The organism is Bacillus paramycoides (assembly GCF_001884235.1).
GTDB classification, from domain to species: domain Bacteria; phylum Bacillota; class Bacilli; order Bacillales; family Bacillaceae_G; genus Bacillus_A; species Bacillus_A paramycoides.
Genome location: NZ_MAOI01000041.1, coordinates 14550 through 40845 on the forward strand (window position 1 = coordinate 14550; position 26296 = coordinate 40845).

Annotated in this window: 29 protein-coding genes, 1 pseudogene and 1 riboswitch; of the genes and pseudogenes, 12 read left to right on the forward strand and 18 right to left on the reverse strand. The window is 35.5% G+C overall.

The annotated features are described in order from the left end of the window. Positions 1-5: 5 nt before the first annotated feature. Positions 6-1070, reverse strand: a complete 1065-nt coding sequence (locus BAU28_RS06915; RefSeq protein ID WP_071718141.1) for a tetraprenyl-beta-curcumene synthase family protein — start codon at positions 1068-1070, stop codon at positions 6-8. Positions 1071-1110: 40 nt separating this feature from the next. Continuing rightward, positions 1111-1914, reverse strand: a complete 804-nt coding sequence (locus BAU28_RS06920) for an alpha/beta hydrolase (protein ID WP_071718142.1) — start codon at positions 1912-1914, stop codon at positions 1111-1113. A gap of 74 nt (positions 1915-1988) precedes the next feature. Here BAU28_RS06920 and BAU28_RS06925 point away from each other — a divergent pair, with 74 nt between their 5' ends. The 3 genes from BAU28_RS06925 to BAU28_RS06935 all read left to right on the forward strand — a co-directional run bounded on the left by BAU28_RS06925 (position 1989) and on the right by BAU28_RS06935 (position 4335). Further along, the gene (locus BAU28_RS06925) at positions 1989-2501 is read left to right on the forward strand and encodes a gamma carbonic anhydrase (protein ID WP_002173875.1); all 513 of its coding nucleotides are present in this window, start codon (positions 1989-1991) and stop codon (positions 2499-2501) included. 145 nt (positions 2502-2646) lie between these two features. Beyond that, positions 2647-3180, forward strand: coding sequence for a phosphatase PAP2 family protein (locus BAU28_RS06930; protein WP_002173876.1), 534 nt, complete (start codon positions 2647-2649; stop codon positions 3178-3180). A gap of 12 nt (positions 3181-3192) precedes the next feature. Further along, positions 3193-4335: a glycosyltransferase family 4 protein gene (locus BAU28_RS06935; protein WP_071718143.1), complete on the forward strand. Its 1143-nt coding sequence runs from the start codon at positions 3193-3195 to the stop codon at positions 4333-4335. 285 nt (positions 4336-4620) lie between these two features. Here BAU28_RS06935 and BAU28_RS06940 read toward each other — a convergent pair whose 3' ends face one another. Both BAU28_RS06940 and BAU28_RS06945 read right to left on the reverse strand, forming a co-directional pair. Then, positions 4621-5223, reverse strand: coding sequence for a molybdenum cofactor guanylyltransferase (locus BAU28_RS06940; RefSeq protein ID WP_002173878.1), 603 nt, complete (start codon positions 5221-5223; stop codon positions 4621-4623). Next, positions 5220-5729 (reverse strand): MogA/MoaB family molybdenum cofactor biosynthesis protein, encoded by a 510-nt coding sequence (locus BAU28_RS06945; RefSeq protein WP_071718144.1) that lies wholly within the window; start codon positions 5727-5729, stop codon positions 5220-5222. The genes BAU28_RS06940 and BAU28_RS06945 overlap by 4 nt, the downstream gene beginning before the upstream one ends. A gap of 254 nt (positions 5730-5983) precedes the next feature. Here BAU28_RS06945 and BAU28_RS06950 point away from each other — a divergent pair, with 254 nt between their 5' ends. Beyond that, positions 5984-6163, forward strand: coding sequence for a hypothetical protein (locus tag BAU28_RS06950; protein ID WP_025148901.1), 180 nt, complete (start codon positions 5984-5986; stop codon positions 6161-6163). A gap of 6 nt (positions 6164-6169) precedes the next feature. Beyond that, positions 6170-6349 carry a hypothetical protein gene (locus BAU28_RS06955; RefSeq protein WP_048374428.1) on the forward strand — a complete coding sequence of 60 codons (180 nt, stop codon included), beginning with the start codon at positions 6170-6172 and terminating at the stop codon, positions 6347-6349. 43 nt (positions 6350-6392) lie between these two features. Here BAU28_RS06955 and metK read toward each other — a convergent pair whose 3' ends face one another. Then, the gene (gene metK, locus BAU28_RS06960; protein WP_025148899.1) at positions 6393-7592 is read right to left on the reverse strand and encodes a methionine adenosyltransferase; all 1200 of its coding nucleotides are present in this window, start codon (positions 7590-7592) and stop codon (positions 6393-6395) included. 169 nt (positions 7593-7761) lie between these two features. Then, positions 7762-7884, reverse strand: a riboswitch (SAM riboswitch). A gap of 229 nt (positions 7885-8113) precedes the next feature. On the opposite strand from metK, the gene pckA reads away from it, so the two are divergent. Beyond that, positions 8114-9700, forward strand: coding sequence for a phosphoenolpyruvate carboxykinase (ATP) (pckA, locus tag BAU28_RS06965; RefSeq protein ID WP_025148898.1), 1587 nt, complete (start codon positions 8114-8116; stop codon positions 9698-9700). 668 nt (positions 9701-10368) lie between these two features. On the opposite strand, the gene BAU28_RS06970 is transcribed toward pckA, so the two are convergent. Next, positions 10369-10749, reverse strand: a complete 381-nt coding sequence (locus tag BAU28_RS06970; protein WP_071718145.1) for an ATP synthase subunit I — start codon at positions 10747-10749, stop codon at positions 10369-10371. A gap of 303 nt (positions 10750-11052) precedes the next feature. On the opposite strand from BAU28_RS06970, the gene BAU28_RS06975 reads away from it, so the two are divergent. Next, positions 11053-11274 carry a hypothetical protein gene (locus BAU28_RS06975; protein ID WP_000639048.1) on the forward strand — a complete coding sequence of 74 codons (222 nt, stop codon included), beginning with the start codon at positions 11053-11055 and terminating at the stop codon, positions 11272-11274. A gap of 28 nt (positions 11275-11302) precedes the next feature. On the opposite strand, the gene BAU28_RS06980 is transcribed toward BAU28_RS06975, so the two are convergent. Both BAU28_RS06980 and BAU28_RS06985 read right to left on the reverse strand, forming a co-directional pair. Next, a complete protein-coding gene (locus BAU28_RS06980; RefSeq protein ID WP_071718146.1) occupies positions 11303-12208 on the reverse strand; it encodes a DMT family transporter in 906 nt (301 codons plus the stop codon). 112 nt (positions 12209-12320) lie between these two features. After that, a complete protein-coding gene (locus tag BAU28_RS06985) occupies positions 12321-12644 on the reverse strand; it encodes an iron-sulfur cluster biosynthesis family protein (protein ID WP_025148896.1) in 324 nt (107 codons plus the stop codon). A 120-nt stretch (positions 12645-12764) separates the two neighbouring features. Between BAU28_RS06985 and BAU28_RS06990 the strand changes: the two genes are divergently transcribed. After that, positions 12765-13685, forward strand: a complete 921-nt coding sequence (locus BAU28_RS06990; protein ID WP_071718147.1) for a Nif3-like dinuclear metal center hexameric protein — start codon at positions 12765-12767, stop codon at positions 13683-13685. Positions 13686-13997: 312 nt separating this feature from the next. Here BAU28_RS06990 and BAU28_RS06995 read toward each other — a convergent pair whose 3' ends face one another. The 6 genes and pseudogenes from BAU28_RS06995 to BAU28_RS07020 form a co-directional block, all read right to left on the reverse strand. Then, positions 13998-15215, reverse strand: a complete 1218-nt coding sequence (locus tag BAU28_RS06995) for an ATP-binding protein (RefSeq protein ID WP_071718148.1) — start codon at positions 15213-15215, stop codon at positions 13998-14000. Between the two features lie 25 nt (positions 15216-15240). After that, positions 15241-16470, reverse strand: coding sequence for an ATP-binding protein (locus BAU28_RS07000; protein WP_048374424.1), 1230 nt, complete (start codon positions 16468-16470; stop codon positions 15241-15243). Between the two features lie 507 nt (positions 16471-16977). After that, positions 16978-19044, reverse strand: a complete 2067-nt coding sequence (locus BAU28_RS07005) for an LTA synthase family protein (protein ID WP_071718149.1) — start codon at positions 19042-19044, stop codon at positions 16978-16980. Positions 19045-19228: 184 nt separating this feature from the next. Next, positions 19229-19405: pseudogene (locus BAU28_RS07010) on the reverse strand (YwbE family protein); the annotation flags it as partial. A gap of 104 nt (positions 19406-19509) precedes the next feature. Beyond that, on the reverse strand, positions 19510-19740 hold the full coding sequence (locus BAU28_RS07015; protein WP_025148889.1) for a hypothetical protein: 231 nt from the start codon (positions 19738-19740) through the stop codon (positions 19510-19512). 10 nt (positions 19741-19750) lie between these two features. Further along, positions 19751-20047 (reverse strand): DUF3986 family protein, encoded by a 297-nt coding sequence (locus tag BAU28_RS07020; RefSeq protein WP_002173895.1) that lies wholly within the window; start codon positions 20045-20047, stop codon positions 19751-19753. A gap of 118 nt (positions 20048-20165) precedes the next feature. Between BAU28_RS07020 and BAU28_RS07025 the strand changes: the two genes are divergently transcribed. Genes BAU28_RS07025 through BAU28_RS07035 form a run of 3 tightly spaced genes read left to right on the forward strand, consistent with a single transcriptional unit; the run spans position 20166 to position 22748 of the window. Continuing rightward, positions 20166-21173: an ABC transporter substrate-binding protein gene (locus tag BAU28_RS07025; RefSeq protein ID WP_002173896.1), complete on the forward strand. Its 1008-nt coding sequence runs from the start codon at positions 20166-20168 to the stop codon at positions 21171-21173. Between the two features lie 11 nt (positions 21174-21184). Next, positions 21185-21949, forward strand: coding sequence for an ABC transporter ATP-binding protein (locus BAU28_RS07030; protein WP_071718150.1), 765 nt, complete (start codon positions 21185-21187; stop codon positions 21947-21949). Continuing rightward, positions 21942-22748: an ABC transporter permease gene (locus tag BAU28_RS07035; RefSeq protein WP_002173898.1), complete on the forward strand. Its 807-nt coding sequence runs from the start codon at positions 21942-21944 to the stop codon at positions 22746-22748. The genes BAU28_RS07030 and BAU28_RS07035 overlap by 8 nt, the downstream gene beginning before the upstream one ends. Positions 22749-22782: 34 nt before the next feature. On the opposite strand, the gene BAU28_RS07040 is transcribed toward BAU28_RS07035, so the two are convergent. Continuing rightward, a complete protein-coding gene (locus BAU28_RS07040; protein WP_002173899.1) occupies positions 22783-23010 on the reverse strand; it encodes a hypothetical protein in 228 nt (75 codons plus the stop codon). Positions 23011-23272: 262 nt separating this feature from the next. Then, the gene (locus BAU28_RS07045; protein WP_071718151.1) at positions 23273-24382 is read right to left on the reverse strand and encodes a hypothetical protein; all 1110 of its coding nucleotides are present in this window, start codon (positions 24380-24382) and stop codon (positions 23273-23275) included. Between the two features lie 103 nt (positions 24383-24485). Here BAU28_RS07045 and BAU28_RS07050 point away from each other — a divergent pair, with 103 nt between their 5' ends. After that, the gene (locus BAU28_RS07050) at positions 24486-25151 is read left to right on the forward strand and encodes an HAD family hydrolase (protein WP_071718152.1); all 666 of its coding nucleotides are present in this window, start codon (positions 24486-24488) and stop codon (positions 25149-25151) included. A 200-nt stretch (positions 25152-25351) separates the two neighbouring features. On the opposite strand, the gene mutTA is transcribed toward BAU28_RS07050, so the two are convergent. Together mutTA and BAU28_RS07060 are read right to left on the reverse strand one after the other, a co-directional pair. After that, entirely contained in the window at positions 25352-25831 is a 480-nt protein-coding gene (mutTA, locus tag BAU28_RS07055) for an antimutator 8-oxo-(dGTP/GTP)ase (RefSeq protein ID WP_002015736.1), read from the reverse strand. Positions 25832-25915: 84 nt separating this feature from the next. Next, on the reverse strand, positions 25916-26233 hold the full coding sequence (locus BAU28_RS07060) for a hypothetical protein (RefSeq protein ID WP_002173903.1): 318 nt from the start codon (positions 26231-26233) through the stop codon (positions 25916-25918). Positions 26234-26296 lie beyond the last annotated feature (63 nt).

Below are 26296 nucleotides of genomic sequence, written 5' to 3' on the forward strand. Positions count from 1 at the left end.
TTTCATCACTGCGCCATTTTCTTTCGGTACATCTTCCCGTTCCAATAGAAGAATCGTGAAGTCAGTCCCCCGTACTTTACAATGCGCCGTGCCATTTTTTGCATATTCTTTTCAGCGGATACTTTTTGATCTGATAAATAAATACCAAGTAAACCTCGGCTAATAAGACGATGAAACTTCGCATGAGGCAAATCACCAATGCTCTTTTCTGCTTTTTCTACAAAGTGCTTCATGCGTTCTAATATTACTTGTTCGTTTTCATAATAACTACAGAAATTCAAATCTCCACCGATACGGTCTTCTTCTTGATCGATGAAATAATCAAGTAAAATGTGAAGTCCTTGTACATACGGGAAATACCCTTGTCTAATTTTCGCAATATCTTCGTCATGTAATTCATCATGAAATGCATATGCTACAAGACAAAAGATTCCTAACGTTGATCCTGCACACGCCGAAAATTCAAACCAGCTCATCGGTGGTAAATTTTCTTTATGAGCTTCAAACCATGTTTTTAGACGTGATTCTCTTTCTTCTAATTTCACATGTTTATGAATTTGCAAATCACAATAATAACAAGCAAGCTCATGAAGAATAGGAGCAATTTTTTCATAATGCTTCGTTTTCTTTAAAACATCTTGGCATGTTTCAACAAGTTCGTCTAAATAACCACCATCATCTTGATCATCACGGTAACGATAATAATTACCGCCCCCTTCAACTTCAGGACTTAACGCCGTTAACATCGACTCATGAAGAGCCGCAAAGTCTTTCGGATCAAGTGATGTACTACGATCACATAAATTATCTAAGTAGTCACTAATCGTTTGATACGCTACGATAAAACGAATACATTCCTCTCGGTGTTCATTTGCCAATAACGCTAAAATGCCACCGCCCTCACAATGAAACGTTTTATGCTCAATACTTGCGATTGCCTGACTATGAAGCTCGTCATTCGGAATATGGTAGGCACGCTCTTTCCACATCGCTAGCTCATGGTGTACAACCGGAAACACATCACGGTATACTTTCGCCATGAGCGTTATGGGATTACTCGGTACGTTCACTTCTTCCTTCATCTCCTCTATTCAATATACAAATAATGATTTATTTGTTTGTTTTTACTATATTATTGACATGCATTTCAGTAAATGACTGAATATAATTCAAAATTTCATCACGTTCATACTCATTTAATAACTCATGATAGCAATTAGGCCATTCTTTATACGCCTTATCACTAATTTTAACATTATCAAACCATGTACGGACACGTGTTTTATCTACAAGTTTATCCTCACATGCCTGCATTAGCAAGAGCGGAACATCTGGAAACCCATCTATTTTCTCATGAGCAATCTCGATAGACTTAATCAACTCACTATACCAACGTACTGATACTTTGCGCAAGAACAATGAATCATTTTCCATCGCATCTCTCACTTCATGATTGCGAGTTGACATTTCTACAGTGAGATTTGTTGCAAATTGTAACTTCGGGGCAACAACATTTAATATTTTCGAAGCTGCACGAAGCGAAGCGGAAGGTGCAGCTAATACGCCTAAACAAGGCGAGCTTAGTACGATTCCATCTATGTCCTCTCTTTTCGTTTCTTGCATCATACGAATAACGACAAGTCCTCCCATACTATGACCAAATAAAAAAATGGGCAATCTATACTTTCTTGCTTCTTTCACCCATAACTTTATTTCTTCTATGTATTCATCAAATGAATCGATATGTCCTCTATTCCTTGAAGTTGTTCCGTGTGCTGGAAGATCTCCCATAACGACGTGATAACCGATATGATTCCACATTTCTGCAACTGCTTCATAACGCCCGTGATATTCCATAGCACCATGCACTATAATAATGACGGCTTTCGCTTCTTCCGCTTCATAGTTCCACATACGAAACTCCTCCATTTCACTCTTTTTCATAATTTGATACACTAAAATTAGTCTCTAGGAAAGGAAGGCTTTACATGATATATCCTTACAAAGAAAAAAATCCGAAAATTGCGAGTAGTGCTTTTATCGCTGACTATGTTACTATTACAGGCGATGTGACAATTGGTGAGGAATCTAGTATTTGGTTTAATACAGTCATTCGTGGTGATGTATCACCAACGATGATTGGAAATAGAGTAAATGTGCAAGATCAATGTACGCTTCACCAAAGCCCTCAGTATCCTCTTATTTTAGAAGATGATGTTACAGTTGGGCATCAAGTTATTTTACATAGCTGCAAAATTGAAAAAGATGCTTTAATTGGAATGGGATCTATCATATTAGATGGTGCTGAAATTGGTGAAGGAGCTTTCATCGGTGCTGGAAGTCTCGTTTCACAAGGAAAGAAAATCCCTCCTAATACGTTAGCTTTCGGTCGTCCTGCGAAGGTCATTCGCGAATTAACAGAAGAAGACCGTAAAGATATGGAACGTATCCGCACACAATACGTTGAAAAAGGACAATATTATAAATCGTTACAAAAATAATTTTACCGCTGCCATAAGACTGGCAGCTTTTTTCATAAAAAAATCTAACTTTTTCTTTACAAAACATTATTATTCCCTCAACAAAACCTTATTAGAATAGGAGCTAATATCTCCATATATATGTAAATGAGGGAGGAAAAATCTCATGAAGGTCAGTGAATTATATAAAATAGAATGTTACATTTTCAAAGGAATTAACCGCTACTTTGATCAAAAAACATTAAATATCTTTTTCCGTAACATTACTCATATCGGTGGTGCAAGCTTCTCCATCGCGCTTACACTTTCCTTTTTATTGTTTGCAAAAGGCGCTCTATATCAAGCTGCAATTGCAACTGCCATTTCTTTAGCAATTAGCCATATTCCCGTACAAATATTAAAAAAATGGTACCCAAGAAAACGCCCTTATTTAACAATTCAAGATGCGAAATATCCAGTACATCCTTTAAAAGATCATTCTTTTCCATCTGGTCATACGACAGCTGCTTTCTCTGTTTTCGTTCCATTTATTTGCTATAACCCAAGCTTACTTATTTTTCTACTGCCACTAGCACTATGCGTCGGTATCTCCCGTATTTATTTAGGGCTTCATTATCCATCAGATGTATTTGTAGGTATGTGCCTTGGCACCTGCTCTGGCATCATCTCTTTTTATCAATTCATTCCACTTTTCACGTAAAGGAGCGATATGATGAGAGTCGCCATATTTACCGATACATTTACACCACAAGTCAACGGTGTCGCGAAAACATTGGCACGGTTAACACGATATTTTCAGAAAGAAAATATCGCCTATTCTGTTTTCGCCCCTCAGCATACGGCTGAAGATAATTTCGTAGCGAATGTGAACAAAATGAGAAGTCTCCCGTTAACAATATTATATCCAGAATGCCGCTTTTCTTTTCCTACTCCGCGCATTAAACGGGAACTTCTTGCTTTTAAACCTGATATCATTCACATTGCCACACCTTTCAACATGGGACTTTGTGGGTTATATTATGCAAAAAGATTAAACATCCCAGTTGTCGGTTCTTATCATACTGATTTTGACGCCTATTTACGTTATTATAAAATTGAATTTCTCTCCACTATGCTATGGAACTATTTAAAATGGTTTCATAGCCATATGCAAAAGAACTTTGTTCCTTCCCCTGAAACATTACATCAATTAAAGAATAAAGGATTTCAAAACCTCTATATTTGGGGACGCGGTGTAGATTGCTCTCTCTATCATCCAACTTACAATAAAGACCTATTCCGAAAAAAATATAATATTACAGCGGACTATATTCTTTCCTACGTCGGACGCCTTGCTCCTGAAAAAGATATCGACACTCTTCAAACACTTATTCATATGACCAATAAAGAACGTAACGATATTCATTGGCTCATCGCTGGAGATGGCCCTCTTGCAAAGATCTTGCATGAAAATGTTCCAAAAACAAATGTAACCTTTACTGGATATTTACAAGGTGAGGATTTGGCTGAAGCCTATGCTTCTTCCGATCTGATGGTATTTCCATCTGCTACTGAAACATTTGGGAACGTCGTACTTGAATCACTCGCATGTGGTACACCTGTCATTGGTGCGAATAGTGGTGGGGTTAAAAATATTATTAAAGATGAAACAACTGGATTTCTATGTGATCCAAAAAATGAGGACTCCTTTTTATCATCTATTTATTATTTATTAAACAATGAAGAAAAATTGAAACAAATGGGTTTAGCCGCCTCGTCTTATGCGAAATCACAAAGTTGGGATGAAATCTTTCTTAATTTACTTAACCAATATGAAGAAGTCCTTCACCGAAACAAGGCAGAGCTACTAGCTTAATTATAAAATAAACTCCCTACAATGAACCGTAGGGAGTTTACTACACAATCGTAAATTTTAGTTTAATAAATGATACATACGGTGAAACATAATCTTGTATCTATAGCCATTATAACAGAATAATACATAACTAAACAGACTTGTAATAAAAACCCATAAAAATTAATATATGGTTATATAGTATTTTTACTGTATAATGATTTTAAGAAATCTCTCTTAAAATCAACTTACTCACATACCTTTATACAGTAATTGTCCCCCAATTTCTGTATATCAAAAAACCTTTCATTCATTTGAAAGGTCTTTTTGAGCCTGTACATATTCTTCTTTCGTATTCACATTTATAAACCAATACGAATTCGCTTGCACATCTTCTCCGGCAACATATTTCACATTACATTGTGATAAAAGCTGTCCCATACTTCTTTTTTCTTCCTGAAGCAGTTTATCAATTTTCCCTTTAACTCGTTTATGATACGCTGCCAATAGCGGCTGTTTTCTACCTTCAATTATAGGAACGATCGCATCATACTCATCGCTCGTTTGCTCTATTAAAATTGCAAACCATTCTTTTGAAACATTCGGCGCATCACAAGGCATTATGATATACCAGTCTGAATCTATGTATTCCATTCCTGATACAATTCCAGCAAGCGGCCCGTTTCCTTTATAGTGCGGAATATCTTCTATAACAGGAACTTGTATTAATTGCTCCAATCGCTCTTTTATATCAACATGACTAATGACTACAATTTCTTGCAAAGTACTTTCCATTACTTTCACAATATGCTCAACAAAAGTAGTCCCTTTCCAAATCGCTAACGCTTTCGGTTCTCCGAATCTACTCGACATGCCTCCTGCTAATACAATTCCAGTACACCTTTTCATTGGCGGTGCAGCTCAAATGTAATATGACCTAATTCAGGCAAAATCAATTTATTCATCGCAAGACGAACAGCTCCGCTAGACCCTGGCATCGAAAAGACTACTTTACGCCCGATTGTACCGCCAATTGCTCTACTTAACATTGCACTACTTCCGATATCTTCTAAGTAACTAATCATGCGGAACAGCTCACCAAATCCAACGATCTCTTTATCCAATAACGCTAATACTGCCTCAATCGTTACATCACGCTTCGTAATACCAGTACCGCCATTCGTTAGCACAACATCAACATCTTCTTGATGATAACCAGCTAACACAGCCTGCTGAATACTTTCTTTATCATCTTTCACAATCTCATAAGCAGTCACTTTATGTCCCGCTTCTATTAATAATGCATGTAATAATTGCCCGCTCTTATCAGTCTCTTCCGTACGCGTATCAGAAATCGTAACAATTTTGCAGCGTACCTCTTTTGGTGCTTGTTTTTTATGTTCGATTGCGCTCATTTTGTATCCTTCCTTCCTTAAAGACTTTTCTTCATTTTATCATACATACCTTTACACAATTATGTATGAAGCCACTGATACGTCATGATACAATATAAGTATGTACAACCACAAAAAGGAAGATAAAACAATATACTTTCTTATACTCTTAGACTTCACATCATTAGCTACTCTTTAACTTTCCTTATATTTTCTGCATAGTAGAATTCAATGTTAAAACTTGCACTACAAAATAAAGTGGAGGTCTACATATTATGGAACTTTATAAAAAATTAACAACAACATTTATTCTCTTATTTATCGCTTCCATCACTGTCGGATTTTCCTTGAAAGGTGCAATCCCATACGCTACATTAATGAGCACTATTTTCGCAACACTCTTTTTACTATGTAGTGCATTTTGCGCGGGCAAAGCACGTCAAATGAAAGGGTGATCTCGCATGTTTCATAAAAAGCCAACCGTTTGTCAATCATGCAAAAAAGAAATACAAACGTATGAAAAAGCATGGGTTCATATACCATTTCCGGCAAGTGGGATGACAAATATGAAAAAGTATATTGAACTAGACGGTGAAGTGTATTGTAGTTCATGCATTCAAGTAGTAAATGAAACCAAATAAAAAAAGCTTTGCGCTCACACAGCGCAAAGCTTTTTTTCATATATTATAGACTAGCTTGCTCTTTTAAAGCAGCTGCTTTGTCTGTACGTTCCCATGATAAATCTACATCAGTACGTCCGAAGTGTCCGTAAGCTGCTGTTTGTTTGTAAATCGGGCGACGTAAGTCTAGCATTTTAATAATACCAGCTGGGCGAAGATCGAAGTTGTTACGAACTAGTTCTACTAATACATCTTCAGATACTTTACCAGTGCCGAATGTATCAACTGAAATTGATACTGGTTGCGCTACGCCAATTGCGTATGCAAGTTGTACTTCCGCTTTATCAGCAAGACCAGCTGCTACGATATTTTTCGCAACATAACGAGCTGCATATGCTGCTGAACGGTCAACTTTCGTTGCATCTTTACCAGAGAATGCACCGCCACCGTGGCGAGCGTATCCACCGTAAGTATCAACGATGATTTTACGTCCTGTTAAACCAGCATCACCTTGTGGTCCACCGATTACGAAGCGACCAGTTGGGTTAATGAAGAATTTCGTTTCTCCATCCATTAATTCTGCTGGAACTACAGCTTTAATTACATGCTCTTTTAAATCGCGATCGATTTCTTCCCATGTAACATCTGGATGATGCTGTGTAGAAATTACAATTGTATCTACACGTACAGGTTTACCATTTTCATCATACTCAACTGTAACTTGCGTTTTTCCATCTGGACGTAAGTATGATAATGTGTCATCTTTACGTACTTCAGTTAAACGACGAGCTAATTTGTGAGCAAGCGAGATTGGAAGTGGCATTAATTCTTGTGTTTCATTACATGCGAAACCAAACATTAAACCTTGGTCTCCTGCACCAATTGCCTCAATCTCAGCGTCAGTCATTTGACCTTCGCGTGCTTCTAGCGCTTGGTCAACACCCATAGCGATGTCAGCAGATTGCTCATCGATAGATGTTAAAACAGCACAAGTTTCTGCATCGAATCCGTATTTTGCACGTGTGTAACCAATGCCTTGAATTGTTTCACGAACGATTTTCGGAATATCTACGTAAGTAGAAGTCGTAATTTCCCCCGCTACCAATACTAAACCAGTTGTTACAGTTGTTTCACAAGCCACACGTGCATTTGCGTCTTTTGATAAGATCGCATCTAAAATTGAATCAGAAATTTGGTCACAAATTTTATCTGGATGTCCTTCAGTTACAGACTCAGATGTGAACAGATGACGTTTTTTTGTCATGTGGTAAACCTCCCTACAGTAATTGTATATATTGTACGGAACTCATCCTTAATTTGCCACAAACTGCGACATACATTTATTCTCCCACACAAGCATACAGAAAAACCTTTCCTACTTAACATAGAGGAAAGGTTTAATTTGCTACTTGCATACTGCTTTTTGCCCTTTGCTCTTATCGTTCGAGACCATTAGCCTCGCACAGGTTTTAGCACCTATTCACTTGTTATTTACCATCACAAGTGAGGTTGCTGGGCTTCATCGGGCCTGTCCCTCCGCCAGCTCGGGATAAGAGAGTATCCGTCCCAACCTATACTAAAGAAATGATATTCATTTGTCAATTAATATTCACATTTTCCTGAAAGTTTTTCTCAATAAGCATAGAATGAAATATTAATAAGGAAATGATGCATTCACACAAACAAAAACAAATAAATAGTATACATTATTTATATGATTGTGTTATACTCTTGATGGGGATTACGAGAAATATTTCATTAAATGAAAAGGATGGTATATAAATTATGAGTACTGTGAATGTCCAAATTGGTTTACATGAATTATTGAACGGAAGCAATGCACAGATTCAACTAAGTGTTCCGCAATTAGTGGAAAAAGTATTAATGCGAAATGAAGGGAAATTAACTTCTACTGGTGCCGTTTCTGCTTCAACAGGAAAATATACAGGACGTTCTCCTAAAGATAAATTTATTGTGAAAGAAGCATCGGTTGCTGACAAAATTGCTTGGGGAGCTGTGAATCAACCGATTTCTGAAGAACATTTTAATAAATTATATACTAAAGTTTTAGAATACTTAAAAGAAAAAGAAGAGTTATTCGTATTCAAAGGATTTGCAGGCGCTGATCGCAACTATCGTCTACCAATTCAAGTTGTTAACGAATACGCATGGCATAATTTATTCGTGCATCAATTATTTATCCGTCCAACTGAAGAAGAATTAACAACTCACGAATCGGAGTTCACAATTGTTTCTGCACCAAACTTTAAAGCTGATCCAGCAGTTGACGGTACAAATTCTGAAGCATTCATTATGGTTTCATTCGAAAAACGTATCGTACTAATCGGTGGTACAGAATACGCTGGAGAAATGAAAAAATCAATCTTCTCTATTATGAACTTCTTACTTCCAGAACAAGATATTCTTTCTATGCATTGCTCTGCAAACGTAGGCGAAGAAGGCGACGTGGCACTATTCTTCGGTTTATCTGGAACAGGTAAAACAACATTATCTGCTGATCCAAACCGTAAATTAATCGGTGATGATGAACACGGTTGGTCTGATAACGGTGTATTCAATATTGAGGGTGGTTGCTATGCAAAATGTGTAAACCTTTCTCATGAGAAAGAACCACAAATCTTTGATGCAATTAAATTCGGTTCAGTTTTAGAAAACGTTGTCATTAATGACCAAACACGCATCGCAGACTATAACGATACTACTTTAACAGAAAATACACGTGCTGCATACCCTATGCATGCGATTGACAATATCGTACTGCCAAGTGTTGCAGGACATCCAAATACAATTATTTTCTTAACTGCTGACGCATCTGGCGTATTGCCTCCAATCAGTAAGTTATCAAAAGAACAAGCTATGTACCATTTCTTAAGCGGTTACACTAGTAAACTAGCAGGAACAGAGCGCGGCGTTACATCTCCGCAAGCTACATTCTCAACTTGCTTCGGTTCACCGTTCTTACCGCTTGATGCATCTCGCTATGCTGAAATGCTTGGTGAAAAAATCGAGAAACATGATGCAAAAGTATTCTTAGTAAACACTGGCTGGACTGGTGGCGAATACGGCGTTGGTAAACGCATGAACTTAGGTTACACTCGTGCAATGATTCAAGCAGCACTAAGCGGTGAACTTGCGAAAGCAGAAACTGCAAAACACGACATCTTCGGTCTAGAAGTACCTCGTCACGTTCCAGGTGTACCTGACGAAGTATTAATGCCTGAACAAACTTGGGCTGATAAAGCTGCTTACAAAGCGAAAGCAATTGAGCTTGCGAACGAGTTTAAAGCAAACTTCAAAAAATTCGATAGCGTTTCTGAAGATATTATTAACTTAGGCGGTCCAATCGCTTAAATTTAACTTTTCTGTTGAATAACCCTTTACTCATATGAATAAGTATTGTGTAATCACAAAGTTTCGCGTACTCACCGACAAAACCCAATGCGGCTTAACGGTTACACATACTTACATAAAAAAGAAGCTTACGTTTTTCACGTAAGCTTCTTTCTATATATTCTTCAATTTATCCACATACAAATCACGACTTCGAAAACATAAACTTAGTTCCCACTCACTTACGCCTTCTGTTTTCACACGGCATGGGGCAAAAAAAGCTCTGACTGCTTCTATCCACCGCCGGATCCTCTATTCCACCTAAAAGGTTCCAAAACCAGTTTTCAATTTATATACTTGGATTTTCTCACATACAAATCAAGTCTTCAAAAATATAAACAGATTTCTCGCTCACTTACTCTTTCTGTTTTCACGCGGCATGGGGCAAAAAAAGGCTCTGACCACTTCTAACCATCGCTAGATCCTCTATTCCACCTAAAAGGTTCCAAAACCAGTTTTCAATTTATATACTTGGATTTTCTCACATACAAATCAAGTCTTCAAAAATATAAACAGATTTCTCGCTCACTTACTCTTTCTGTTTTCACGCGGCATGGGGCAAAAAAAGGCTCTGACCGCTTCTATCCACCGCCGGATCCTCTATTCCATCTAAAAAGAAGCTTTTTTATCTATTTCGTTAATTCTTTTTCATCTTTCATACTATAGTAGCCTAAATTAATAACAATTAAAAAATAACCGCCCATAATACCAACTGCAAATGCCCACATAACCATATGGTGCTCAATTTCATACATAACAATGGCACCAAGAATTGCAGCTGCAAAACGATTAAACATACCAAGTGTCGGCGCCTTTGTTTTCTTTACAATGCTATCTCCAAGCTTCTCAATACGTCTTCCTAAAATCCAAACACAATACATGCTTACAATAAGTCCAATTCCAGCACCTAAAAAATGAGCTGAAAATGGTGTTATCGCCCAACCTAGTAACATAATCCCTAGTAGATAATACGCTTGAATTTTAAACGACCTTAATGACATACTAATCATGCTGTACTCCTCTTCAATAGTTTTTATCTATCCAACAAAGCTGTATAACTCACTTAGTTCGAGTCCATACTACTTAAAAATTCATTTACATACCTATTTCATCCAAATTAAAAACAACATAAACACAATGTTTACGTTACTAAAATGTTTTTAGGAAATAATATTATACAAGATTCCTAGTATAGAATCACCGATAAATGTGACGTTTTTCAAAACATTTTTCGTCCATTTATGAAAAAAATGATATCAATCTATGAACATACGGATATGATGTAATAAGCACATAAATAAAGGGGGCGTCTAATGATTTATTTTTTAATGGCTCTCATTCACCTCATTGTCCCTGCCCTTATTGGCCTTTCATTATATTGGTACACGAAAAATCATAGTATCTTCTATGCTGTCCTCGGTGTTCTTCTTCCAGGAATTATTCTTATTACACTCTTCCGCATTCCTTTTCTTAATTTAATTCCACTTATTACTGCCATTTTATTTCTCGTATTTTTACCTAAAATAAAAAAATAGGAAAGCAGATCATAGGTGATCTGTTTTCCTATTTTGATATAGATTCTTGCACGGTAGACTGCGCTTCTACTTTCTCTGACTTCACAAACCATAGACCGAAGAAAATGATGATTCCACCGATAATTTGCTGTAATGAAATATATTCTTTTGCCCATAGAGCTGCAAATAAAACCGCTACAAGCGGTGTAATATACATATATACCATTGTGTGCGACGCACCAATTTTTTGTACACCAACATACCACATAACTAAACCGAATACCGTTACAAAGAAAATAGAATAAAGCAAGGCAAACCATGTCATCCCATTTGCAATATGAAATGGCATTGAAAAAACGTGTGGTCCACTTAACACAGCAAGCGGAATTGCTCCAACAACTGCTGACCATGCCGTAACACGAAGAGCAGAATATTTTTTTATAAGAGGACCTGCTAAAACAGGGTAAAGTCCCCAGCATATTGATGTAATAAGTCCAATTCCGTTTCCGTAAGAGGAACTAACAAGTGAATGTCCCGCCAACAGAACAAGCACAGTACCACCGCAAGCAATAATAGAACCGATTAACTTTCGGGAAGAAAACTTTTCTTGTTTAAGCGAAATAGCAAATAAAGTTGTAAAAATAGGTGAAATAGAAATGAGTAAAGAGGCATTTGTAGCGGATGTATATTTGACAGTTTCCATAAATAACGTTTGATACAGTACAATACCTACAACGCTAACGATGATTAATCTTGGTATATCCTTTCGCTCCATGTAAAGTGACTTTTCAATAAAAAACGTAAGTAATAACAATAACGGTGCCGCTGCCATCATTCGAAGTGCCGTAAACTCAATCGCTGTAAACTCTAAAAGTCCGTATTTCGCAATCGTATAATTGACGCCCCATATAATAACAACACTTAAAATTAATAATTCAATTCCCCATTTTCTCATGCGTAATCCCCTCCGCAAAGAAAATTATACAGAAAATTCAATCACATGTACATTTCATTATGTGAAAAAAACAAAGACAGAGAGGCGTATATGATACGCCTCTCTGTCTTTGTTATACTCGAATATGTAGCTTCATATTCGGATTATAAAACTGGCTCGGACTCTTCAGTAGAAAATGCCCTCCAGATTCATGTAAATCAACCGTTAACTTATCATCCATAAATACAAGCTTTGTGCGATCTGCAATAAAGTTTAATGCACTTGATTCAATATTTACATCGCGCTCATCTTTCTCTGAAACGGCTACTAAATCAATAATCCCGCTCATGACACAACCGCAACCTTCATTATCATAAAATAACTTTATATATTTCGCTTCACTTGGAATCGTATCCATAATCTTTTTATATGCTGCATCTGTTACAGTAACGTACATACGTGAATCTACATCCTCTCTTCTCATATCATTCATATATTGTACCACTATTTTTCTTAATTCTTGTATACAGAAAATTAAGACTAATGTTAAAATGGCAATGATAAAGGAGGAATTACAATGCCAGCCTTAAAAGAAATAGAGCGATCGCTTAATCATTTATTCCAAATTGAAAAATACGGAAAAGACAGTTCCTTTAGTCGTTTCATTCCAGCTACATATGATCAAATCCAGTTTCCGTGGAAACAATTTTTTGAAGCAAATTTTGTTGAACAATTTAATGGTCTTATGATACGAGGGGCTGAAAATGTAAACACAGTATTTTTGGCTGTCTTCCCTACAGATGATGTTCTTGAAAAATTCATTTCACAATCTATGACAGGTGATTTACTCTTCATGCACCATCCACTTGTGATGGAATGCGGTGATCCGCTCGGGAAATCAGGGCGAGGATTTGTTCCAATTCCATCGAAATATTTGCACGCAATAAAAGAAAAACAACTTTCTATATATACATGTCACGGTCCAATGGATTTTCATCAAACATATGGAACTAGTATTTCAATTGCAAAGGCACTTCAAGCTAATGTAATTGACGGATTTGCTCACGGTGGTCCAGAGCAACAACCAGTCGGCCTTATTTGCGAAATAGATGAAACATCAACAGAAAAACTCCAAAAACATCTAAAAAAACTCTTCAACATTCCGTATACAGACTTTGAAGGTAAACAACATGACTCCATTACAAAAATTGCAATTATTGCTGGCTGCGGTGATGTCGTATCTTTAATGAAAGAAGCCGAAGAAAAAGGTGCTGAAGCTTACATTGCGGGGGAAATCCATTGTCATATTGATAACGAATACGGTAAGCATAAGTACTCACTTATTATGGATTACGTAAAAGAAACAAATATGTCACTCATCGGTGTATCGCACTCTGCCTCTGAATTTTTAGTGAAAAAGACATTGATGCACGATTGGTTTAAAGAAAATTTTGATGTGAGCATTACTTTGTTGCCGCAGGAAAAATGGTGGTTATAATTTTTAAAGAGGTATCTTACTTTAGCTACCTCTCTTTACCACACTTAACATTTCATACGTTACTTTAAAAACATGATTAGCCCCTTCAAATCCTTTCCTTCTCTTTGCTCTCTATAACGCTAAACAAAATTTTGTCCCAGCCTGTTTTGCACATTAAAAGTCATATATTAAGTCGCCTATGTATATTGTTTCATTTTGAAACTCTCATCACTGATTATTAGTTGAACCAATTGGACCTTAACGCAGGATAAATCAATAAAAAAACATCACTTTTGACAAAGTGATGTTTTCTATTTATCTCTTGCACTATCATTAAATCGGCAACATAATCTCTACCGTCGTTCCAACTCCAACTTCACTTTCAAAGTTCAATTGACCGTGGTGATCTTTAATAATTTTTTCTGTAACTACTAAACCTAAGCCCGTTCCAGTTTCTTTCGTTGTGTAAAAAGCTTCATTTAGCTTCGGAATTTTATCTTTGGGAATACCGCATCCCTCATCTATAATTTGAATAACAATTACATCTTCTGCTGTAACTTTTACAGTAATAGTTCCGCCAACTGACATTGCTTCAATCGCATTTTTTATTAAATTAAAAAATACTTGCTTCAATCGTTTTTCATCGCATGTGATTGAGGGTATATCTTTACTATAAATAGCATTTATTTTTATCCCTTGTTCTAAAGCCGGTTTTTCCATAACTCGAATAACATAAGAGACGATTTCTTTTATATTATGAGTTTTTGATTCTATCGATTTCGATTTCTCAAACCCACTTAATTCTGTAGCGATTGTATTAATACGATCTACTTCCTGCTTCATAATCTCACTATAAATCTTATCTTCTGGATGTTTTTCCGCTTGCTTATTCACAAGTTTTTTCAACTTTGCTAGCGGTCTTTTAATCTTATCGCCAATTACTGTTGCCATTTTTCCAACAGTCGCTAATTTTTCTACCTTTTGTATTTCTTTATCCATCATTTCAAGTGTGCGAACGTAAGACTGGAATCTTAAAAATATAATCCAACATATAATAGCAAAACCGCTGCATAATGCCATTGGAATAAGGACAATAAAGGATTGAACAACGAATCCCATCAGTGCATATTTTCCGACAAGGACTCCGGCAACTAACCAAAAATACCTTTTATTCACAAAGATCGGTGCAAATAAAATAAAGAACCCTTCTACTATATTTCCACCATCAAATTCAGTATCACTTCCGTAATAAATAATGAAGTTATTAATAAAATCCAATATATTATAGCCAATTAAAATAATATACTTCACAATATATGGATTTTTCTGCTTCATAAAGTAAATTCCAGTAAAGAATAATAAGATCATCAAACTATAGAACCATAGACCTAATCCTTCTCCAAAAACATCTGCGGGCTTTTGATCTTCCACTGATAAAAGGACCATAGCCTTTTCAGCAAAATCATACACAAAAAATATGACGAAGAATAAGCTTAAAAATATTTTTAACGCCCTTATCTCTTCTTTCTCAAATATATAGCCTTTATCCATATGATAGCTCCTTTTACAACACCTCTTAATCTTGTGTTACATTGCGCTCAAGTTTTTTCGGAAGCAGTATTTCTACTCTCGTTCCTTTCTTTACTTCACTAGAAATATGTAATTCTCCAAGGTTCTCTGTAATAATTCGCTCTGCTACCGTAAGACCTAATCCAATTTTATCTTGCTTCGTTGTATAAAAAGCCTCTGTAACTCTTCCTAAATTCTCTTTTTTTATCCCGAAACCACTATCTACTATACTTATTACTACATAATCTCTTTTTTTATCTTCAACTTGTATTTGCAATGTTCCACCATGTTCCATTGCCTCTAGAGCATTTTTAATAACATACAAAAATACACCTTTTAATTTTCGTTTATCACATTCAATCTCACTTCTATTATGCTCTTCATTAAAGGTGAAATTTATATTTAACTCGTCCATTTTTTCACGCATATTTTCTACTGCTTGTACTAGAACATCACTTACAATATGTTTTTCATAAACAGAAGGTTTACATGTAGCAGCCTCCATTAATTCGCTAATCATATTATTCATATTTTCTATTTCAAGAATCATTTGTCCATAAGTCGCATCTTTTTCGTGCTTCTCTTTTTGTAATTGCGTAAACCCTTTTAATGAAGCAAGTGGATTTTTAATTTCATGTCCGACTGTCGCTGCCATTTTTCCGATAACCGCCAATTTTTGTGCCTGACTAGCCTCGGCAATACTTTTCTTGACTGCTGAAAAATATTGCACAAATCGATTTAAAATAATATATGACACGAAAAGCAACAACATATTCATAACAAGAGGTATAAACCGATTCAGTTCTCCAAATACAAATAGGTATATCATATATTTTCCTATAAGAAATGGCGCTAAGATAAATAAATATCGTTTACTTAAAAATATTGGCACGAAGAAAATGAAAATAAATTCGATTACATTCCCTTCATCAAATGCTATTGTATTATGAAAAGCATACCATCCAATATTGAAAATCTCTGCAATCATGTATGCAAATAAATATGTATATTTAACTAAATGTGCTTTTCCTCTCTCAAATAAGTAAACACCGATACCTAATATAATCATGATGTATGCAATCTTCAATATCCCTTTATGCCAATTTTCTAAAGGCATTTTATCTTCCAATATAATCGCATATGCAACCTCATATACAATCACAATGACATGCAGTACCCATAAGAAAATCTTAGCGTTTTTCTTTTCTTCTTTAGCAGATAGAAAGCTCTCTCCCACTTCAACACCCCTTCAAAATCATATCTCGAAGAATACCATTTATTATAATAAATGATTTTCATAGACAAACAAAGATAAATTGAACAAATGAGGAAAATCAATCCATGGACACCCAAATAAAAACTCTCTTAGAAATGCAAAAGAGTTTTTTTACGTGTTAAACAAATTGTCAAATTATGTACAGAATCCAAATATGAAATGGATAAAATATGTAAAACATATATTTCATCCACGTCCGATTATAACCTCATTGTCCGTTATAAAGATTACTCCTCCTAATACATATTCTAGTTCCTAAATCCAGAGGGGCTTTTATTATAACTTTCTACTCATATAATATTAAAACGGATAAAAATTCACATATTTCTCACAAATCAATCACTTAAACGATTCTATTTTAATTTATACTAAATGTACAAGTAATACTCCCTAAACCCAGCTTGTCTGTTTACCCCGTTAAATACTATGAAAAAAGAACTTGTATCGTATACAAGTTCTTTTTGTCGCTTATTTAAATAATATATCCTTACTATATTGCTTTCCAATAAGTAAGTCATATTGAATAAGCTCATATTGCTTTAACATTTCTTTTTGTTTCGCTGTTAAACTTTTTATTGCTTCTCCGTCTTTTCCTATCTTCAATTCGTCACGAAGTACGGGAATTTCTTCATATAACTTCGATAAAAATTGATAGAACGGTACCTTATTTAATCCAGCATAATCAAGGACAAGATTTGAAAAATAAATTGGACTTACTAGGCCTAAATTGTCATTTGGTATATCAAAATTTGCATACATTAATAACGGCGTTTGTGCCATCGCTAATCGTTCACTTGGTGTTTTTTCATTTGTTATATAACCAGTCTCTTTATAAAGAGATTTATTTGTTCCTAGTGATGGGAGATGATCTCCAAAGAATACTAATAATGTAGGTCTATCTAAATTATCTAGTTGCTCTATTAAATATTGCAGAGCTTCATCTGAACGTCTTAATCCTTCTGTATAAGTCTCTAATTCAGCTTTCGATTCTTCATTTTCTAATCCACTAATCTCTATTTGATTTTCGCCAAATCTTCCTTCTGTAAATGGAAAATGATTTTGCATCGTAACTGCATGAACAAACGTAGGCTTCTTTTGCTTCTCTAATTCAGCTATTATCTCTTTACTCATAGATAAATCGCTAATATAATCTCCATCAACTTCTACATTTTCCATCGTATCTTGTGCATTAAACTTATCAAATCCTAACACTTTATATACATCATCCCGTTTAAAGAATGAGCGACCGAACGAATGAATAGCGCTTGTGTAATACCCCTCTTTTTTCAACGTTCGAGTAATGGATGGAATTTCCACTTTATTTGTAACGACTTGCTGATATGGTATAGACCCTGGCTTTAACAAACTCATTGAATAACTCGTTAACGCCTCAAATTCAACGTTCGCAGTATTTCCTCCAAATGCCGGCGAAATAGTTTGTCCACCAGGAAAACTTTCTATATAATGATGCAAATTCGGTAAAGGATCTTCACTAAAGGAAAGATTCGTTAATTTCGTTGGATCCCAAAACGATTCACTCATTACAAAAATAATATTTGGTTTCTCTTTTTGCTTCTGCGCCCCTATTTTGCTACTATATTGTTTCTTTACATCGTTTGCTATTTGAAGCATATTTTCTTTTGAATAGTCTTTCGGCTTTTCCATGACTGTCGTATCTAAATTGCTTATAAAGCCTAACACAAAACCATTTGAAGCATAATTTTCATTTTGATTCCACAAAACGAACTCTATACCCGACTTTTGAAACCATTTATTCATAAACGTATTCGTAAAATTACCATACGCATATAAAACAAAAACGGATCCTATTATAAATAGAACTCGTACGCCTGTATGAACTTTTACATTTTGAATATATTTCCTCACATACATACCCACCAAAATACAGGCAGCAACACTTACAATAACGAGAAGAATATAACCCCAACTAAAATAATCCATCACCATCGGTATAACAGATTGCATATGTCCAATCTGTGTAAAATCAGAAGGATATAAAGGATCTCCCCTAAAAACAACTTTAAAGTAATTTACAATAGCCAAAATGATTAGCAAACTGCTTGTCAAAATCGTACTCAAAAAAATTTTTCCCAGCACGTTGTACATCAAGACATATATCGCATAAATTACAATTAAACTAAATATAAACTGTGCGTTATAATAGTAAATCCAATTCACTGTATTCACGAAATCCATATTATTTTGCATAAAAATAAAAAGCAAAGTAACCGCATGGGCTACTAAAAACATTCTAATATAAATCCTAATAATCAATTTAAATTTATTAACTATATCTTTATTCAAATACGCAACATACAGTAATACACTCCACATCAAAATTGTCATTATACTTAAAACAATTTTTTGATTTAACATATCTTTCATCGTATCTAAACTAAAATATTTTAAAACCAAGAAAAGTGTGGGTACTACATATAGGGTTGCTAGGCCACTTAACATCACTGAAATTAATATACTTCTTCTTGGCTGATGAAATGAAAAATTATACCTCAATTCATCCCCTCTTTTCTGTTTATTAATTTCACCTCGCACCGTAATAAAATATTACTTATATAAACATAACATATTATGTACACAACGTCTTCTCATGTACATCCTCCGTATAATGTCATCTGTTACCTCTTGTACATACCGAACGAAAAAAAGAGATTTCCTAAGAAAGGAAATCTCTTTTTCATTATCCAACACTTTGAACACGACCAATTTGCCCATCTTGTAATCGAACTTTAATTCCGTACGTATGTGTTTCCATGTTTGTAAAAATATCTTTCACAACACCGCTCACAGTTTTACTATAATCTTTATCTAATTGGATAACTACATGTGAACCGACCGAAATTTGTGATCTTGTCGGCACGAGTTTCGGAAAACTATTACTATAGAAAAAACCTGTCATATGACAGGTTCTTTTCGTTATTTATTATGCAAGGGAAAATGTTGAAATGATTAGCATGTTTACTATATAAGAGGAAGCATCCATATTTTCCATATGATACTCACGATTACTATAAGTACAAAATCAAAAAAATCTAATCTCGGACCCTTTTTCATAGTCATATCTAGCCACATATGAATCCACTTCACTTCTTTGTATTTATGAATATTTTTCTTTGCAAATCGGTAAATGAGCACTTGCATGATGAAAATTCCAACTACGCAAATGAATAATAAGATGAGAAATTCAACCACGAAATTCCTCCTATTTTTGAAGTGTTTTCTCTACTATATGGTTCCTCAAAACCCATTCCTCAAACTGAGCACTTCCAAATTCCCAGCTCAAATCACGAGCATGTACAGAAAAAACGTAATAACCGGCATATTCGTCCATAAACATTCCTGCCTCTACATCATCTTTCTGAATACCGTATACTCCAAAATTAAAATACACATCCCATACGTCTTCATGCTTCCTCTTATAAGCAATCGATTCCATATCACATTCAGTTCCGAAATAATCAAGATGTAAATGTATGCTATCATCGTATTCGTACTCCATTTTATCACCCCTTATATTTGTACTTCTGTACTACCCAAAAAATTCCTGCTATATACTCACATATGGGCACTAACCTACATATCATGCTTGTAGATTAACTTCTAGGAGGTGCCATATAGTGAAAAAATTAATAACCGTTTTTTGCATCATGTTACTAGCTGTTTTCACATTTGCTGCTTGTAGTAGCACAAAAGAAAGTACGAAAGAACAAGCTCAAAAAATTCGAGTTGGCGAAGTTACCCACTCTCTGTTCTACGCACCATTATATGTTGGAATTGAAAAAGGTTTTTTTAAAGATGAAGGCTTAAATATTGACTTACAAACAACCGCTGGCGGGGATAAAACGATGACTACCCTATTATCCGGCGGAATTGATATTGCTCTCGTTGGTTCAGAAACGTCCATTTATGTTCATCAACAAGGAGCAAAAGATCCTATCATTAATTTTGCACAGTTAACACAAACAGATGGAACATTTTTAGTTTCACGTAAAAAATTAGACACTTTTAATTGGAATGACGTAAAGGGCGTTACGTTTTTAGGACAGCGTAAAGGCGGCATGCCACAAATGGTTGGAGAATATGTTTTAAAGAAAAATGGCATTGATCCTCACAAAGATACGAACTTAATTCAAAATATCGAGTTTGCTAATATTGCAAATGCCTTTGCATCTGGTACAGGAGAATTTGTACAGCTCTTTGAACCGACTGCAAGTATATTTGAAAAAGAAGGAAAAGGTTATATTGTCGCTTCTTTCGGAGCTGAATCTGGCACTGTTCCTTATACAACGTTTATGGCAAAAGAAAGTTTCTTAAAGAAAGATAAAGCTGCTGCAGAAAAATTCACGCGTGCGCTATATAAAGCGCAGCAATGGGTTGATACACATAGTCCTGAAGAGATTGCTGATGCTGTTTCTCCACTATTTAAAGACACTTCAAAAGACATTTCAATAAAAGTAATTGAGCGCTACAAAAAACAACATTCTTATGCGACAAATCCATTATTAGATGCTGAAGAATGGAAACAGCTCCAAACGATTATGAAAGAAGCTGGCGAATTACAAAAAGAAGTTCCACATGAAACGCTCGTCAATACAAAAATTGCTGAAAGCGTCATTAAGAAATAGAGGCGAAATATATGAGTTTTTTACAAATACGTAACGTTTCTCACTGCTTTTTTGCAAAAGAAAATGCCAAACTTATTCTTGAAGGTATGAGTTTGCAAGTGGAAGAGGGGGAATTTATTTCTATCCTTGGTCCGAGTGGTTGCGGAAAAACAACGCTTCTCTCTATTATTGCAGGGCTACTCAATCCAATTGAAGGGACCGTATTTTTAGATGGTGAGCTGATTACAACTATGACCCCATCTATGGGCTATATGCTCCAGCAAGATTACTTGTTTCCGTGGAAAACAATTGAAGAAAATATTATGCTCGGACTTCATATTCGGAAAATTTATGATGAAAATACGAAAGAACATACATTAAAGCTTTTAAAACAAGTCGGCTTACATGATATAGAACAGCAATATCCTCGTGAACTATCCGGCGGCATGCGCCAACGTGCTGCACTCGTTCGAACATTAGCGACCGATCCAAAAATTTTATTGCTAGATGAACCATTTTCCGCTCTCGATTATCAAACAAAATTAAAACTAGAAGAACTCGTCTTCACATTACTACGTAAATATAAGAAAACATCACTACTTGTGACACATGATATTGAAGAAGCAATTGCGATGAGCGATCGTATTTATTTGCTGCGAGCGAACCCTGGAAAGATTGCAAAAACATTCATCGTCCCAGATAGTATCCGTTCCTTATCACCGTTAGAAGCACGCCACCACCATGACTTCCCAGCCCTCTTCCAAGAAATATGGAAGGAGTTGGAACGACTTGGATAATATAAAACAACTACATGAACAGTTTCGAAAAAAAGAAAGACAACGTGCATGGTTGGCTCGCTCTTTACAACTTTTACTTCTTGTTCTTTTCTTTGCACTATGGGAAATAGCTAGCAAGAAAGAGTGGATTGATCCTTTACTCTTTAGCTCTCCTTCAAGTATTTGGGATCTCTTCTTAACGAAATGGATTGACGGTTCACTTTGGATTCACATATGGACGACATTACTCGAAACAGGAGTAGGCTTCATTCTCGGAACAGTACTCGGAGCTATTATCGCCACTTTCCTTTGGTGGATGCCCCTTTTAGCTCGCGTACTTGATCCATATCTCGTTGTCCTAAATGCAATGCCAAAAGTAGCACTCGGCCCAATTATTATTGTCATTTTCGGCCCAAACATTTCATCTTCTATCGCAATGGGGGTAATCATCTCCATCATCATTACCATTCTCGTTATTTACAGCGCATTTCAAGAAGTCGATTCCAACTATATAAAAGTAATGCACACATTTGGCGCAAATAAATGGCAATGCTATAAGCACGTTATTCTCCCTTCATCCTTCCCTGCCATTATTTCAACGTTAAAAGTGAACGTTGGCTTATCATGGGTCGGTGTTATTTTCGGAGAGCTCCTCGTTTCTAAACAAGGACTTGGCTATTTAATTAGCTACGGATTCCAAGTCTTTAACTTCACACTCGTCTTACTCAGCGTATTGCTCACTTGCGTCCTTGCAACTCTTATGTATGTATTTGTCGAAGCATTTGAAAAAATCCTTGTTGGAAAACGAAAAAGAAGCTAACTCAAAGCCATACGCCAGAGTCAGCTTCTTTCTTTTATCTTTTATCGCACATTTTTGAATCATTTGTAACATTGCCATTAGCAACTGTAACTGTATGGAAACAATCTTTCACACGCACCGTAACGACATTATCTTTTCGATCAATAATATGATAATCATTAAACTGTTTATTCAATGCACTACGAATTTGCTCTCCTTCAAAAATCGGAAAACCATGAGACATTACCCAAATGAGACCAGCAACAGCAAGAATCGTTTTCATACGCTTCATTACCTCCTCTAGAGTAAACTTATAGCCCCTATAATATGCGCATTATAATTGTGTCTAATTTGTGACATTTTTATACTAATTCTATTTTAAAGCTTCAGTTCCTGCTTCTTTTTGTAAAAAGACTGAATTTTCAATTTTATCAACATGAAAAACGCAAAGAACGGAACGTCCTCGCGTTTTCATTTGATCGACTAAAAATATATCGAACATAAATCCAATTATATCGACTTACCGACAAATAGTGAAAACTACACTATGACTGCTCTATATCCCTCGAAATATTATATAATCCCGATAACACTTCTGCTCTCATTTTTACAAGCTCAGGGAATTGATAGAAGAAGGCGATTTTCTTATACTTTAACTCTGATCCTTCTTTCACCTTTTTTGAATCTTGTAAAATAAACGCTGTAAATGTATCCGCAATATCTTCTGCTACATTTGTCGTCCCATACAGTGAAACAAAATCATCATGCTTTTCCTTAAAGAATTCCATTTGAGCTTCTTCACTTTCTTCCACTTTCTTTTCTATCCACTCCAGCACAATTTGTTTCCAGAACAAATTATGGAATTGATTTATATAAGAGCTCTCCTTCGCACATCCTTCTTGTAAGAAAAGAGATTTACATTTATTTTGGTATGATGATATATCTTTATCTTCTTCAAAAGCTTTTAAGTACTTTTCGTTTACTGGTATTTGTTTATGTCCCAGCATCAATACATGAGCCGTCTCATGTATTAACGTTTTTATCACTTGATCGATATTTACTGCAGAATCAAGCGTATCTAAACTAATGGTCCACTCTTTCGGATACTCCATACTTGGCATAACGTGGGCGACAATTCCGTCGTAACCATCTGTTACCATGTCAAACTCTTTTATGTCAGTGCGATACTTAGCTGGAATAAGAGTGCTATACATCTCCCATAACGATTCATGATAATCCCTATCTTTACGTTGCTTTAATACTTCTTCTTTCGCTTCCTTATCCTCCGCAAAAGCCTTATTCAATCGTTCACGATCTAGTTTGTCGAAATAAGGATCTATAATTTCATCACCATCAATATAATAAGAAGCTAAAAAGAAATAATTTTCATCATCCTCTTTTTTCTTCTCTGCTTCTTTCCTATCATTACTTACATGTTCTTCTACATCATAATCTTCTGGTACTTCAAGTTCTGAAAGTCCATCTATCTTTTTATATACTTTTTGAAGTGTTTTATCTCCTATTTGCGTGCATTCTTCTGTCGTTTCGCACACATCTTTCTTCTCTCTTTTCGAAGTTTGCTTCGTCATATCACATCCAGCCACTAAGCCAATTGAAATAATAAAACAAACTAACCTTCCATACAGTTCCTTCATATAAACCTCCGTCGTTTCATTCTACAAAAATATAATAATCATTTTCTAACAAATATGCGATAATTACTTATGAAAATATCCCTATTTTTTAAGGAGGTTACTTATGATTCGTGCAGTACTTTTCGACTTAGATGGGACACTATTAGATCGTCGTCAATCTTTAAAGCAATTTATTCACGACCAATACAATCGCTTTTCTCTTCATTTTATAAACATAGAACAAGCCGAGTATTGTTCTCGTTTTCTTGAACTCGATAATAATGGCTACACTTGGAAAGATAAAGTATATGCTGCTCTCCTTTCCGAATACAATATTACCACTTTAACACAAGAGCAACTGCTGCATGACTACACTACAAACTTTCAACATCACTGCATTCCTTTCCCAAACATGCATGAATTACTTCAGCAACTAACTCAGCACAATATAAAAATTGGTATTATTACAAACGGCTTTACTGACTTTCAAACAAATAACCTTCGTGCCTTAAACATACATACGTATACAAATACAATTCTCATTTCAGAAGCAGAAAAAATGAAGAAACCACACCGAGAAATTTTCGAACGAGCTTTGCAAAAGCTAAGTGTAAAGGCTGAAGAATGTCTTTATGTTGGAGATCATCCAGAAAACGATGTGCTTGGAGCTGAAAACGTAGGAATTCGGGGCGTTTGGAAGAAGGATTTGTTTTGGGGTGATTTTGAACATTCACGTGTGGTGGATGATTTGTTAGAGGTGATTTCGTTTTTAGAGGTGGGGATTCAGTAAACTTTTTAAACGATATGATAGCAAATGAAATTATATTAGCGATTTTCCGAATATATCGACCACAACTCCAAATATATCAGTGATTTTTAAAATATATCGATTTACTGACAGAAACTGACAATAATAAGCGGAGGCTTTGATTCCTGAATGCAAAGGTATATTCACACCATTTTTTGGGGCAAAAAAAGAAACCGGCCATTTTACTTTGTAAAACAGCCGATTTCTTCTATATGTTTCATCGTACGCGCTAATACATCATCGCGCATAATAAAGCTAAATTTCCTATCAGTTTTAATGTTATCAGGAATGTCTTTTAATAAAACAGACCCTTTCGTTTCTTCGTAATGCGTATGCTGCTCTACTGCACTAATTGTTGCAAAATAAATGTTTTTAATGATTATTTTGTCTTTTCCGGATACTTTATATTGTCCTAAGTAAGTTAAATCAGAAACTATGCCGCCGGTTTCTTCATGAACTTCTCGAACTGCCGCTTCTTCCGGTGTTTCCCCGAGTTCGACTTTACCACCTGGAAATTCAAGACCGCGGCGTAAATGATGCGTTAATAACCATTGATCCCCGTACCGGCATACAACCCAAACATGCTTTGGCTCAGGAGAAAATGGGTAACGTTCAAACGATAATTGTACAGTGTTGTGGTAATAATCTTTAAATTTGTACATGCCATTACTCCCCTATTGATGGTTACAAGTTTTTCCTACCACAAATTGTAGCATATTCTCGCTTTTCTGCATAATATTATCCAATTACAATCCGTTGATTATTCCCATTTGCGCGACTAATTCTTTCGTTTCATGATTCCCTAGATCATAAATCATTTTATATGCTTTTTGTAGTTGTTCATCATATCGGTCATTATTCGAATCGTGATGATACTCAACGAATGGAACGTGGGAGCGTACAAACGAACCTAAGTCCTCTTCATATGCTTGATCAAAATACTCTCTTAACTCTGTAATCTCTTCGTCATTTGCATAAATCTCAAAATTATACGTATCCGCCGTCTTCACTTGCGAAATTTGGCCATTCCCAACTGATATATAATATGTTTTTTTATTCTCCATGTAACACCCTTCTTTCATCCTTTTAATTTCTATTGTTTTCATCAATTACAAAATTATGTAAAA

What these genes read in the sequence shown, in the direction of transcription:
- BAU28_RS06920 (WP_071718142.1), bottom strand. Translation starts at nt 1,914, where the DNA reads ATGTGGAACTATGAAGCGGAAGAAGCGAAAGCCGTCATTATTATAGTG.
- BAU28_RS06925 (WP_002173875.1), top strand. Translation starts at nt 1,989, where the DNA reads ATGATATATCCTTACAAAGAAAAAAATCCGAAAATTGCGAGTAGTGCT.
- BAU28_RS06930 (WP_002173876.1), top strand. Translation starts at nt 2,647, where the DNA reads ATGAAGGTCAGTGAATTATATAAAATAGAATGTTACATTTTCAAAGGA.
- BAU28_RS06935 (WP_071718143.1), top strand. Translation starts at nt 3,193, where the DNA reads ATGAGAGTCGCCATATTTACCGATACATTTACACCACAAGTCAACGGT.
- BAU28_RS06940 (WP_002173878.1), bottom strand. Translation starts at nt 5,223, where the DNA reads ATGAAAAGGTGTACTGGAATTGTATTAGCAGGAGGCATGTCGAGTAGA.
- BAU28_RS06945 (WP_071718144.1), bottom strand. Translation starts at nt 5,729, where the DNA reads ATGAGCGCAATCGAACATAAAAAACAAGCACCAAAAGAGGTACGCTGC.
- BAU28_RS06950 (WP_025148901.1), top strand. Translation starts at nt 5,984, where the DNA reads ATGGAACTTTATAAAAAATTAACAACAACATTTATTCTCTTATTTATC.
- BAU28_RS06955 (WP_048374428.1), top strand. Translation starts at nt 6,170, where the DNA reads ATGTTTCATAAAAAGCCAACCGTTTGTCAATCATGCAAAAAAGAAATA.
- metK (WP_025148899.1), bottom strand. Translation starts at nt 7,592, where the DNA reads ATGACAAAAAAACGTCATCTGTTCACATCTGAGTCTGTAACTGAAGGA.
- pckA (WP_025148898.1), top strand. Translation starts at nt 8,114, where the DNA reads ATGAGTACTGTGAATGTCCAAATTGGTTTACATGAATTATTGAACGGA.
- BAU28_RS06970 (WP_071718145.1), bottom strand. Translation starts at nt 10,749, where the DNA reads ATGATTAGTATGTCATTAAGGTCGTTTAAAATTCAAGCGTATTATCTA.
- BAU28_RS06975 (WP_000639048.1), top strand. Translation starts at nt 11,053, where the DNA reads ATGATTTATTTTTTAATGGCTCTCATTCACCTCATTGTCCCTGCCCTT.
- BAU28_RS06980 (WP_071718146.1), bottom strand. Translation starts at nt 12,208, where the DNA reads ATGAGAAAATGGGGAATTGAATTATTAATTTTAAGTGTTGTTATTATA.
- BAU28_RS06985 (WP_025148896.1), bottom strand. Translation starts at nt 12,644, where the DNA reads ATGTACGTTACTGTAACAGATGCAGCATATAAAAAGATTATGGATACG.
- BAU28_RS06990 (WP_071718147.1), top strand. Translation starts at nt 12,765, where the DNA reads ATGCCAGCCTTAAAAGAAATAGAGCGATCGCTTAATCATTTATTCCAA.
- BAU28_RS06995 (WP_071718148.1), bottom strand. Translation starts at nt 15,215, where the DNA reads ATGGATAAAGGCTATATATTTGAGAAAGAAGAGATAAGGGCGTTAAAA.
- BAU28_RS07020 (WP_002173895.1), bottom strand. Translation starts at nt 20,047, where the DNA reads ATGGAGTACGAATACGATGATAGCATACATTTACATCTTGATTATTTC.
- BAU28_RS07030 (WP_071718150.1), top strand. Translation starts at nt 21,185, where the DNA reads ATGAGTTTTTTACAAATACGTAACGTTTCTCACTGCTTTTTTGCAAAA.
- BAU28_RS07040 (WP_002173899.1), bottom strand. Translation starts at nt 23,010, where the DNA reads ATGAAAACGATTCTTGCTGTTGCTGGTCTCATTTGGGTAATGTCTCAT.
- BAU28_RS07045 (WP_071718151.1), bottom strand. Translation starts at nt 24,382, where the DNA reads ATGAAGGAACTGTATGGAAGGTTAGTTTGTTTTATTATTTCAATTGGC.
- BAU28_RS07050 (WP_071718152.1), top strand. Translation starts at nt 24,486, where the DNA reads ATGATTCGTGCAGTACTTTTCGACTTAGATGGGACACTATTAGATCGT.
- mutTA (WP_002015736.1), bottom strand. Translation starts at nt 25,831, where the DNA reads ATGTACAAATTTAAAGATTATTACCACAACACTGTACAATTATCGTTT.
- BAU28_RS07060 (WP_002173903.1), bottom strand. Translation starts at nt 26,233, where the DNA reads ATGGAGAATAAAAAAACATATTATATATCAGTTGGGAATGGCCAAATT.